We start from the raw sequence: 10,034 nt of genomic DNA, 5'->3' as shown, positions 1-10,034 counted from the left end.
TGGGTATCTCCGGGTGGTGGTCAGGCGGATTTCTTCATGAGCTGCTCGATCATCTGTTGCAGCTCGGCTTCGAATTGCGTATAGAGCATGCTGCGCAGGTCGGCGCCGAAGTTCGCGAGCACGCCGTTATCGGCAGCGACTTCGAACTTCAGGTCGACGGCTGGCTTCTTGTCTTCGCCGTGGAGTTCGGCGCGCGGGTTGACGCTGGTGAGCTTCGTTTTTTGGGCTTCGAGTTCGAACGGCATGGTGGGTATCTCCGGGTGGTGGTCAGGCGGATTTCTTCATGAGCTGCTCGATCATCTGTTGCAGCTCGGCTTCGAATTGGAGGATGGCAGCGGCCATCGTGGCGATGTAGGCATCGTCGCGAGGCACGCGCTGCACGTAGAGACGCAGGCGCTCGCACTGGCGCGGGTCATAGCTGATGAAGTCCCACCATTCACGGCCCGTGACCCACATGTTTCCTTGCACCTGCGGCATGTGCTCGGCAGGCATGCCTTCGAGCCAGGTGTTGATGTGGACGCCTTCATCGTGCGGCGACTTGATTTCGATGCCGCCTTTCGTGCCGACCAGGCCGTCGGGCGAACTGCCGACGAAGTCGTAACGCGGGTGCACGACGAATGGGCTGGGCGTGACGATGTTGCCGGTGTGCAGCTCGTACAGTTGGACGGCCACCGGTTCAACCTCGGTGCCCCATGCGAGCGCCTTGCCGCCGACTTCATGCATCGGCGCACCGGCGAGACGTTCGAACGCGAGTTCGCGCATCATGCGGGCACGTTCTGCCGTGGGCTTTCCGCTTTTCGTGATCGCGATGACGTCGACGAAGCGCGAGCCCGTGATGCGGCCCGCGCGTTCCTTCCGCCATTCGTCGGTGCGTTGGTCGGCGCCCGTGCTCATTGTTGGCCGTCCGTCGGGTCTTCGCCGGTCAGCGACTTGAGGCGTGCCAGCTCATCGGGGCCGATGGCCTGGCGCTCTTCCTTCGACAGACCACGCCACGCGTTGGCCAGTGGCTCGGCGCCGCCTTCCCTCGCCACCAGCTCCAGATCAGCGATGACGCTCAGCAGATGGTCGTCGCGCTCAGCAGGGGCGGGCAGTGATGCTTGAGCGACCTGCGCGGGCGTGGCGCGCGGCGTGATGTCTTTCTCGGGCGGGTAGTCGCCGACTTCCTCAGCGATGGGAATGCCCTTCAGCACGTCGGCGAAGTTGTCGCGGATCGCAAACGAGCGCGCGCGCATCTTCTTCATGCGCTGCGGGTACTGTGACCACGGCCCTTGCTTGCCGAGCAGCCCGGCCTGCTTCGCTTCAGCATCGCCGAAACGCTGGATATCCTCCGGCTTGCCACGGCGCTTGACCTTGCAGTACGCCGTGCCGCCATCTTCCCATTCCTCGATGTACTCGCACACCGGCGAGGCGAGCACCAGGGCGAGCACTGCATCACCCCAGAGGGACGGGCGCCCGTTGATGACGGCGATGTTCTGCATGGCTTGCAACGGCTTCAGGCCGAGTTCCATGCCCCACTGAATGGCGACGAGCACGTTGCCCGGTTTGCCCTGAAAGTCCTTCGGCACGATGGACGAGTCCGCCAGGTAGTCGGCGAACTTCATGGCCTCGTCGAGCGAGCGCGGCGAGAGGTCGAATTGATCGGTGGTTGCGATTGCGTTGGTCATGTTGCTCTCCATGCCCGAGACTCGGCCGGGCGTAAGGTGGGTTACAGGGTGGCGGCGGTGATGGCTTGATCGCGTGCAGCGCGGGCGTTTTCCAGTTCGTCGGCATCGCCGGTTTCTTCGGCGTGCTTCCACTGGCGCAACGCGTCGAGCATGAGATCGGCGGCTTCGCGCACGCGCGCGGCTGCGGCTGCCTCGGCTGCTTGCTGCTCTTCGACGCGGCGCCGCTCGGCGGCTTCTGCCTCGCGCTGCTGGCGCTCCAGCGCTTCACGCTCATCGGCGAGGCGCTTCGCCTCAGCTGCTTGGCGTTCGCGCTCGGCACGCAGTTCCGCTTCTTCGGCTTCGAGGCGCTCGCGGGCGATGCGATCAGCCTCTGCCCGTTCGGCCGCAATACGCTTTTCCTCGGCCGCGCGTGCCGCGGCGGCTTCTTCATCACGCTTCGCGGCTTCGGCACGCAGGCGCGCCAGTTCTTCGCGCTCGGCGGCCAGGCGGGCGGCTTCGGCTTCCTGCTCGGCCTTGATGCGGGCTGCTTCCAGTTCGGCATCGAGTGCGGCCCTGTACATGCTGCTCAGCTTGTCGAGCGTCTCGCCGCGCGCGGCCTCGGCCTCGCCGGTCAGTTCCTGGAATCGGTCGAGCGTGACGCTGAGCGCCTCCAGGTCTTCTATCTCCACCGCGATGGCATGCGAAGCGCAGCCGACCATGCGCGTCGCGATAGAACGGATGTCGTTGATGTGTTCGCGGATCGCGGCGATACGGCGTGCCTCGGCCTCCGCCTTGGCGCGCTTCTCTGCCTCGCGCGCCTCGTCCCAGCCGTCGCGCAGCGTGCGCAGGCGCAGTTCTTCCGGCTCGATCAGATCGATGAGGCGCTTCTCTTCGGCGATCACCGCCTTGCTGAAAGCGTTCGCGTCGTCGCGGGCTGCCTTTCCGGTCTTCGTGATGCTGGTACGGGTGTTGGCGAGCGCCATCATGGCCGCGTGGCACTGGTCGCGCCCGGCAGCGTTCTTGATCTCGGTGATGTCGGCCGACTTCTTCGCGAGCGCGACGAGTTCGCCCTGAAGCTTGGAAGATCCAAGCGCGACAGCCGCGCGCTCGACGACGGTCAGCGCCGTGGTTTCGGATTTGGTGGTAGCGGTCATGGTGTCTCGGTAGGTTGGTCAGACAGAACGGAAAACGACGGGCTGCACGGCGCGCATGGCGTCTTGCATGTCGAGCGTGCAGACGACGCCGTACAGGCAGATCAGGACGACAGCGGCGAGCGTGCCAGCCAGATACAGCCGGCGCGTAGCGAATCGGTCGACGCGCTCCATGAACGTCGGAACAGGCTTGCGGAAGCGCAGAGCGCACTCGTCGGACGTGTGGCCTTGGCGGCCACAGCGAACGCAGTAGTCGGGGGTCATGCGGCACCTCGCGCGCGGATCATGGCGTCGGCTTGCTGATAAGCCAGCGTCGCGATAGCGTCCAAGGTGTATTCGTCGTGATGGCTGAACTGCAACTGAGGCAGCGCAGCGATGGCAAATCGATCACGCAAGGTCATGCCCTCGTGCGTCACTTCGCCCATCGTTCCGTGGCTCGGAAACGCCGGGCCGCCGTTGTTGATCTCGCTCATACCTGTTCACCTCGCTCGGGATGTACATCACGGATGTGATCGGTCAGGCCCGACGCTTTCACGCGGCGCCCGCAGTGCTGGCAGGTGACCTTCTGAGGCTGGATTACCCCGGACCAGCCATCTTTCGCGCAGCTTCGGCAGCGTTGGGGGAAACTGTCGGCACGGCCGAGGTACGTCCCGCATCCCTCGCACAGCGTGCCGTCGAGCATCATTTCGGCGATGTCACCCATGGCACACCTCCATCTGCGCGATAGCGATCTCGCGGGCCGTCACATACCCAGGAATCCAGTCGTCGGCGACAAGGCCAGATGCGCGCTTGTTCAGCTCGGCCGTGATCTCGCTGTCCGCAAGTTGCCTCCATTCGCGCTCGAGAATGCGAGGCAAAACCGGGCCAAGTGCGACGTCAGGGCAGCCCGCGCGATACGCGGCGCAGATCACCGTCATGTCGGCCGGATCGGGAAGGGCGCCAAGCACTTCGACGACATCCGCGATCAGACACGCGCGCTTGATCAGGGAGACGCGCTCGCTGACCAGCGCGGCGAATTCGGGAGACTGCGGGCTCGGGATGACCGGCTTGAAGTTCGCCGGGCGTCGTGCCGCGCGGTGCGGTAGGGGTGCGTTCATGGTGCCCTCTATACGAAAGTGTATGAAGGCAATTATACGAAAGCGAATTACGATGTCAATACGATTTCGTATTATTTTTTGCAAACTAAAGCCCGCGGTTAGCGGGCTTGTCTTTCAAACTGCGTGTGATGGCTTCGACGGCATTCGGCACTTCAGAGGGATCATTTCACTCACCGCCCGCTCGACCAAGGTGGCCGTATACGTCATGGGCGATGCTCCTTCGGCCATTTTTGAAACAGCGTTCGCTATGACGGGAACCTTGAAAGAAACGTCCGCGACGATCCGCTGACACTCGGCCGTCCGCCCCTGGGACTTGATCGAATCGAGTACGCCTAGCAGATACGCTTCACAAGTAGCGAGCCTGTTGTGGTCCCGACCCGCGGTATCGGAACACTGCGCGGACCATGCTTTCGAAAATGTCAGTTCGGATGGTGTTCCTTCCGTCCCTGGTTTGATCGACTCGTCCCAACTCGCAAACGCCCCCGTGCTCACGATGGCGATTGAGAACGCTATGAGAAGTTTTTCCATCTCACCCGCCCTGTCTATAGACGAACTCACCGCAAAGCTTCAGCAGTTCTCCGCGCCCTTCCGGGATCAGCTCGTCCGGATAGTTCCGCTTGTCTGGGTTTCGGCTTTCCAGAACCCATGATCCATCCACCTGGCGCCGCAGCTGCTTGATTCGCAAGCCATCTGGATGATCTATGAGAAAAATTTTCCCGCTTCGCGGCTCGTTTTTTGAGCGATCGAAAATGACGATATCTCCATCAACGATGAAGTCCGCCATGCTATTCCCATCCGCATAGACGGCGACCGCATTTTCAGGTTTCAAATTGTACTTTTTGAAAAAGCTCGCTTCCTTGATCAGATGTCCTTTCGCCATTTCTTCGTAGTTTAGGGATCCACCGCCGCACGATCCCTTGGCCGACCAGTACGGGATTGCTCCCGTAGGTTCATCAGTGTCATCTGCCGACACGACCGAATGCATGCCCGGCTTCAGACCTCCCACCGACTTGTAACCCGTACTCACGAAATCGTGATCGCGCAGGTCGGCCACAGTCACGCCAAAGAACTCGGCGATTGGCTGGAGGCTGCTCGTGCGCGGATCTCGGCTTTCCCCCGAGAGTATGCGGAAGATGGTGGGCTGGGGAACTGGCGTGCCGCGCTTTTCGAGTTCGACGGCCAAAGAATTTCCGTTCACCCCACGGCGATTCATTAGCCACTCAATATTCGCGGCGACCCTTGATTTTATTGCGTTTGACATGCCCGCGACTATGCGTGAGCGCATTGTATCGCGCAACAAATTATCCGTTTTTGTATTGACGATCATACGATTTCGTATAAAATCCGAGCATCACCCATCTCGGAGCTATCCATGTCTACCGCAAAGGAACACCTCGAGCGCTGCATTGCGGCGGGCGCTACGCAAAAAGAGATCGAAGCGAAGACCGGCGTTTCTCAGGCCACCATCAGCCGAATTTTGAGCGGTGAGCACGCCGACCCGCGTTCGAGCACCAGTACAAAAATCAAGTCCTTCCGCGTGCGAGCAAAGAAAAGGGCTGCCGAAGTCAAGTCCGAACAGGTGGCCGCATGACCACCCCGGAAACAGTTTCAGCCGACGAGGCTGAAAGCACACGCATGGCGGCTGCACGCGTCGAGGCGGAGGTATTGCGCGCCGTTGCACGCGTCACGCAGGCCCGTGCTGCGGCTTGCATGGGCGTGTCGGCCAGCACGATCAGCCGGCGTCTGGAGGATCTGCCTGACTGGGCCAAGATGCTCGCCACGTTCGGCTTGCAGGTCGTGCCCGTGGACTGCCTGGTGATCGATCAGGCCGAACTCTCCGCGCTCGAAAGCATGGCGTTCAAGTACCTCGAGACGCGCCAGCAGGAACGCCGGATTCGGGGAGCCTGACCATGACCGCCGAACTCATTGCCGCGGTGCCCATCGTTTGCCTGGTCGGCGTGACGTGGTTCGTTCTGCGTCGGAGGGGGTGAGCCGTGAATTACTGGGAGCGCCACATCGGCGATTACATCCGGGACACGGTCAGCCTTTCGATGCTGGAAGACGGCGCTTACACGCGCCTGCTCGATCAGTATTACCAGAACGAAAGCCCGTTGCCTGCTGACAAGAAGGAGGTCTATCGCCTCGCGCGCGCAACGTCGACCGCTGAGCGGAAGGCCGTGGACTACGTGTTGCAGCGCTATTTCGAGTTGGGCGCCGACGGCTTCCGACAGAAGCGCTGCGACGAAGTCATCGAAGCATTCTGGGATCAGGCTCCCGCACTCGAAACGAAGCGAGCCAACGAGCGCGAACGGCAACGCCGCTCACGCGAACGCCGTGCGACGCTGTTTGAAGCACTTCGTGCTCACGGTGTTGTGCCGCCGTTCAAGGCGAAAACTCACGAGCTAGAGGCAGAACTGTCACGCGTGACAAAGCGTGACGAGTCTCCAAGTGTCACGCGTGACAACACGGCTACCCAAACACCAGAAGCCAATCCCCAATCCCCACTACCCACTCAAAACCCTGTGGGTACTACGAACGCTGTAGGCATAACCCCGCGCGACGCATCGGCGGATGCCCCGGCGCGCGCTTCGCCTGCTGAGCTGTCGGCTGCAATGCGCCGGCACTCGATCTCGGCGCAGCCTGCCGACCCGCGCGTGATTGCCGCCGCAGAGGCTGGCATCACGGTCGCGACCATCGAAGCCGTCTGCCTGCACGTCAAGGAAAAAAAGCCCGACGAAAACATCTCGTCCGGCTACGTGCTGGCAACGGCGAAGGGCTGGATTGCCGACGCGTCGAAGCCTGCCAGCGCTGGCGGCCTCGGCCGGCGCCAGACGTCGCAGGATGCCCGCCTTGCGCAAAGCGCAGCGAACGTCGCGTCGTGGCTCGCTGACGAGCCGGCCGCCGACGATCGAACCATCGACATGCCAACCGCTTGAGGATCGCCATGACGCCTTCTGACCGCCCAGCACTCGCCCAAGCCCTCGCCGTCGCCTACGAAGTCGCCCGCCAGCCCGCACCGGCGAAGGGCGTTTTCGACGTGTTCGTGCGTCTGCTCACGCCGTACCCGATCAGCGCCGTGACGCGCGCCATCGACCTGCACATGGCTTCGTCCGAGTTCGCGCCGACGCCCGCCGCGCTGCTGAAGCACCTCGAGTTCTCGGGCCCGCAGCGCATCGCAGCCGACGAGGCATGGGCAATCGCGCTCGCGTCCAGCGATGAAGCCGCGACGGTCTGGCTCACGGACGAGATCCTGAAGGCGTTCGACTCGGCGCGCGAGCTGCTGGCGAGCGACGAAGTTGCCGCGCGCATGGCGTTCAAGGCCGCATACACCCGCATCACCGAGGCGAACCGGATGGCGGGGATCGAGCCGGCGGTGATCCGCTCGCCTGGCACCGACCGTACGACCGACGCCGCCGCCGACCAGAAGGCCATCGCGCTCGGCTTCATCTCCGCTGCCGAGGTCGAGCGCAAATACCCGGCGCTGGCCGCGCCGGTGACGCAGAACGTTGGCCTGCTCGCGGCGCCGAGCAAGAGCGACAGCGACGAGGCGCGCAAGGCGAAAGAGCAGTTCCGGGTGATGGTCGAGCGCATGCGCAATGGCCCGGCCGGCGAATCTCACGAGTCCCGCATCGCTCGCGAGCGCCACGAAGCCACGCAGGTGACGAAGCGTGAGCTCGCCGAACGCGTGGCAGCCTACGAACGGGGTCAGCAGTGAGTGCCCCGGTGGATCGCCGCTGCCCCGCCGCCGGCTGCCAGTGGAACGGAACCATCAGCCTCAGCGCATCTGGCGGCGGCCCGTGGTTCTGCCGCGCCCACTTCCAGCGATCCGAGGAACCGGTGCAGGGTTCGATCCTCGGCCCGACCAGCTTCGACGGCAACTTGCCGTACACCGACAAGGATGACCAATGACTCTCTTCGACGAAATGCCGGGCGCCCCCGCGTTGCCCGACGAATTCCCGGACCTCTCTCGCGCGCCCGCGTTTGATGGCGGCGTGATTCGCTTCACGATCCTCGGGGAACCTGCGAGCAAGGCCAACAGCCGCAAGGTGGCTAAGTTTGGCGACCGTCCGGCGATGCTCATCAAGTCCGACAAGGCCCGCGACTACGAGCGCGACGCACTGGCCCAGATCCCGCCGCGCTACCGCGTGCAGCTCACTGGGCCAGTGTGCGTGACGCTGCACATCTTCTACGCCAGCGAGCGTCCCGACCTAGACGAGTCAATCGTGCTCGACGTGATGCAGGACCGGTACAAGTCAGAGAAGCTGACGAAGGACCAGAAGGCGGCAGGCGTGAAGGCGAAGCGCGTGCTGGTGCAGAAGGGCGTCTACGTCAACGACCGGCAGGTGCGTGCGAAGCACGTGTTTCACGGCATCGACCGGAAGAATCCGCGCACCGAAGTCGTCATCGAGCCATTGCAGGCACAGCAGCAGGGACTGTTCGCGGGGGATCAGCGATGAAACGCCCGTACATGCGCTGGACCGACGCCGAGGTCGCCATCCTTCACGAGATCTGGGCTCAGCCAGAGACGATTGAATCACAGGCCCATCGCCTGCCCGGTCGCCCGGTGGAGCGCATCCGCCACAAGGCGCGCGCGATTGGCCTCGGCGCGAAGCCTCGCCTTACGCCCGGCTGGACCGAACTCTGCAAGGTGATGGCTCATGGCCTGTCCATGACCGCCAAGCAGGCAGCGCAAGCCGTGAACCTCTCCGAGCAGCAGGCCCGCGAACTGCTCGACCGCGCGGTCGCGGAACAGCGTGCGCACATCGCCAACTTTCAACGCCATCCCCGCACCGGAGCGGCGCAGAAGGTCTACCGCATCGGCTCGGGCACCAACGCCAAGCGTCCGGACATGCTGACGCGCCAGCAGTCACAGGAACGCTGGAAGGCCAAGCAAGACCCGCATGAACTGTTCGTTCGCCGCCGTCGCTACTACACGCGCAAGAAGATCGAGAGCGGCACGCTCGCGCGCCGTGATCCGCTCACCGCCGCACTGTTCGGGAGCGTGTGATGCGCGACTTCGACGCCGTCGGCGCAATCCTCATCTTCGGCGCCATCGGCTGCCTCATCATCGCGGGCTGCTGTGCTGGCGGCCTGCTCATGCTGCCATGACGACCCTCACGCGCCTCGCCGGCATCCTCCCGCGCCAGCCGCAGTTCAGGGCGTGGCTGGAGGAGGCCGCCCACCAGCCGATCACCGCAGACGACGCCGCCGAGTTCATCCGCATTGCCTGCGGCGTTGATAGCCGCCGTGAGCTCGACACCAACGGCTCTGCGGCAGACCGCTTTCACAACATCGTGCGCCGGCCGTTCCTGGCTTGGCGCGATAAGCAGCACCAACCCAGATAGAAAAATGGGAATCACCGCCGAATCGAAATCGAGTAACGCGATATGGGGAGGGGACATGCGCCGCTCACAAATTGCGCTTTTCGCCGACGACGAGTCGATGAAGGAGCGCGTGCTCATTGGACGTGAGGAGGCCGCTGACCTGCTCAATCTGAGCGTCAACGGCCTGATCGGACGCACGCGCGAGAAATCCTATCGGCCACGGCCGGTGAGACTGGGGCGTCGCGTGCTCTACGACCGCGACGAAGTTCTTGAAGTGAAGCGAGTTATGGAATGGCTGCGCGGTGGCGACCAGCCGAAGGACGCGTAATGGCGCTGAATGAAAAGCAGGCGAGGTTTGTGGCCGAGTACCTCGTCGATCGAAACGCCACACAGGCGGCATTGCGCTCTGGCTACAGCCCGAAGACTGCCTATGCGCAGGGTTGTCGGCTGTTGAAGCATGCTGAAGTGCAGAAAAAGCTGGACGAAACGACCAAGAAAATCATGGGGAAGCTGGAAGTCACCGCCGAGCGAGTGCTGAAGGAGCGCGCCCGCCTGGCTTTCCTCGACCCGCGCAAGTTCCTTGACGCCAAGGGCAAGCCTCTGGGCATTCACGAGCTCGACGACGACACCGCCGCCGCCGTGGCCGGGTTCGAGTTCGAGACGGTCAAGGTCGGCAAGCGCATGGAGACGCGTGTGTCTCGCGTGAAGCTGTCCGACAAATCTTCATCTCTCATGGCGCTGGAGAAGCACCTCGGGCTCTACAAAGACGACACCGGCGCCGCGCCGCCTTTCAACATTCACATCCACCTCGGAGATTAA

Annotated in this window: 19 protein-coding genes; 10 read left to right on the top strand and 9 right to left on the bottom strand. The window is 63.2% G+C overall.

Annotation, left to right across the window (positions count from 1 at the left end; translation table 11 throughout):
* Window positions 1-20: 20 nt before the first annotated feature.
* The 9 genes from PCA31118_RS23425 to PCA31118_RS23385 form a co-directional block, all read right to left on the bottom strand.
* Window positions 21-245, bottom strand: coding sequence for a hypothetical protein (locus PCA31118_RS23425; protein WP_150627370.1), 225 nt, complete (start codon window positions 243-245; stop codon window positions 21-23).
* Between the two features lie 22 nt (window positions 246-267).
* Window positions 268-894 carry a lambda exonuclease family protein gene (locus PCA31118_RS23420; protein ID WP_150627369.1) on the bottom strand — a complete coding sequence of 209 codons (627 nt, stop codon included), beginning with the start codon at window positions 892-894 and terminating at the stop codon, window positions 268-270.
* Window positions 891-1,664 (bottom strand): hypothetical protein, encoded by a 774-nt coding sequence (locus PCA31118_RS23415; protein WP_246190401.1) that lies wholly within the window; start codon window positions 1,662-1,664, stop codon window positions 891-893. The genes PCA31118_RS23420 and PCA31118_RS23415 overlap by 4 nt, the downstream gene beginning before the upstream one ends.
* A 41-nt stretch (window positions 1,665-1,705) precedes the next feature.
* Entirely contained in the window at window positions 1,706-2,797 is a 1,092-nt protein-coding gene (locus PCA31118_RS23410) for a hypothetical protein (protein ID WP_150627368.1), read from the bottom strand.
* An 18-nt stretch (window positions 2,798-2,815) separates the two neighbouring features.
* Complete coding sequence (locus tag PCA31118_RS23405; RefSeq protein ID WP_150627367.1) at window positions 2,816-3,058, bottom strand: hypothetical protein; 243 nt, start codon at window positions 3,056-3,058, stop codon at window positions 2,816-2,818.
* Window positions 3,055-3,267, bottom strand: a complete 213-nt coding sequence (locus tag PCA31118_RS23400; RefSeq protein WP_150627366.1) for a hypothetical protein — start codon at window positions 3,265-3,267, stop codon at window positions 3,055-3,057. Before PCA31118_RS23400 ends, PCA31118_RS23405 begins: the two co-directional genes overlap by 4 nt.
* The gene (locus PCA31118_RS23395) at window positions 3,264-3,497 is read right to left on the bottom strand and encodes a hypothetical protein (protein ID WP_150627365.1); all 234 of its coding nucleotides are present in this window, start codon (window positions 3,495-3,497) and stop codon (window positions 3,264-3,266) included. Before PCA31118_RS23395 ends, PCA31118_RS23400 begins: the two co-directional genes overlap by 4 nt.
* Window positions 3,490-3,891, bottom strand: coding sequence for a hypothetical protein (locus PCA31118_RS23390; RefSeq protein WP_150627364.1), 402 nt, complete (start codon window positions 3,889-3,891; stop codon window positions 3,490-3,492). Before PCA31118_RS23390 ends, PCA31118_RS23395 begins: the two co-directional genes overlap by 8 nt.
* 529 nt (window positions 3,892-4,420) lie before the next feature.
* Window positions 4,421-5,218 (bottom strand): S24 family peptidase, encoded by a 798-nt coding sequence (locus PCA31118_RS23385; protein ID WP_150627363.1) that lies wholly within the window; start codon window positions 5,216-5,218, stop codon window positions 4,421-4,423.
* Between the two features lie 45 nt (window positions 5,219-5,263).
* Between PCA31118_RS23385 and PCA31118_RS23380 the strand changes: the two genes are divergently transcribed.
* From PCA31118_RS23380 to PCA31118_RS23335, 10 genes are all read left to right on the top strand, one after another.
* Entirely contained in the window at window positions 5,264-5,482 is a 219-nt protein-coding gene (locus tag PCA31118_RS23380) for a helix-turn-helix domain-containing protein (protein WP_150627362.1), read from the top strand.
* A complete protein-coding gene (locus tag PCA31118_RS23375; RefSeq protein WP_150627361.1) occupies window positions 5,479-5,799 on the top strand; it encodes a CII family transcriptional regulator in 321 nt (106 codons plus the stop codon). The genes PCA31118_RS23380 and PCA31118_RS23375 overlap by 4 nt, the downstream gene beginning before the upstream one ends.
* Window positions 5,800-5,942: 143 nt before the next feature.
* Window positions 5,943-6,827 (top strand): YdaU family protein, encoded by an 885-nt coding sequence (locus tag PCA31118_RS23370; RefSeq protein ID WP_246190400.1) that lies wholly within the window; start codon window positions 5,943-5,945, stop codon window positions 6,825-6,827.
* Window positions 6,828-6,835: 8 nt separating this feature from the next.
* A complete protein-coding gene (locus PCA31118_RS23365) occupies window positions 6,836-7,606 on the top strand; it encodes a hypothetical protein (protein WP_150627359.1) in 771 nt (256 codons plus the stop codon).
* Window positions 7,603-7,800, top strand: coding sequence for a hypothetical protein (locus tag PCA31118_RS23360; protein ID WP_150627358.1), 198 nt, complete (start codon window positions 7,603-7,605; stop codon window positions 7,798-7,800). The genes PCA31118_RS23365 and PCA31118_RS23360 overlap by 4 nt, the downstream gene beginning before the upstream one ends.
* Entirely contained in the window at window positions 7,797-8,348 is a 552-nt protein-coding gene (locus PCA31118_RS23355) for a RusA family crossover junction endodeoxyribonuclease (RefSeq protein WP_246190399.1), read from the top strand. The genes PCA31118_RS23360 and PCA31118_RS23355 overlap by 4 nt, the downstream gene beginning before the upstream one ends.
* Window positions 8,345-8,899, top strand: a complete 555-nt coding sequence (locus tag PCA31118_RS23350; RefSeq protein WP_150627357.1) for a hypothetical protein — start codon at window positions 8,345-8,347, stop codon at window positions 8,897-8,899. Before PCA31118_RS23355 ends, PCA31118_RS23350 begins: the two co-directional genes overlap by 4 nt.
* 97 nt (window positions 8,900-8,996) lie before the next feature.
* The gene (locus PCA31118_RS23345; protein WP_150627356.1) at window positions 8,997-9,236 is read left to right on the top strand and encodes a hypothetical protein; all 240 of its coding nucleotides are present in this window, start codon (window positions 8,997-8,999) and stop codon (window positions 9,234-9,236) included.
* 4 nt (window positions 9,237-9,240) lie between these two features.
* A complete protein-coding gene (locus tag PCA31118_RS23340) occupies window positions 9,241-9,543 on the top strand; it encodes a hypothetical protein (protein WP_150627355.1) in 303 nt (100 codons plus the stop codon).
* Window positions 9,543-10,034 carry a terminase small subunit gene (locus PCA31118_RS23335; RefSeq protein WP_174990578.1) on the top strand — a complete coding sequence of 164 codons (492 nt, stop codon included), beginning with the start codon at window positions 9,543-9,545 and terminating at the stop codon, window positions 10,032-10,034. The genes PCA31118_RS23340 and PCA31118_RS23335 overlap by 1 nt, the downstream gene beginning before the upstream one ends.

This window comes from Pandoraea captiosa, assembly GCF_902459775.1.
Taxonomy (GTDB): domain Bacteria; phylum Pseudomonadota; class Gammaproteobacteria; order Burkholderiales; family Burkholderiaceae; genus Pandoraea; species Pandoraea captiosa.
The sequence above is the reverse complement of the archived record's forward strand: the minus strand, read 5'-3'. Positions and strand labels throughout refer to the sequence as shown.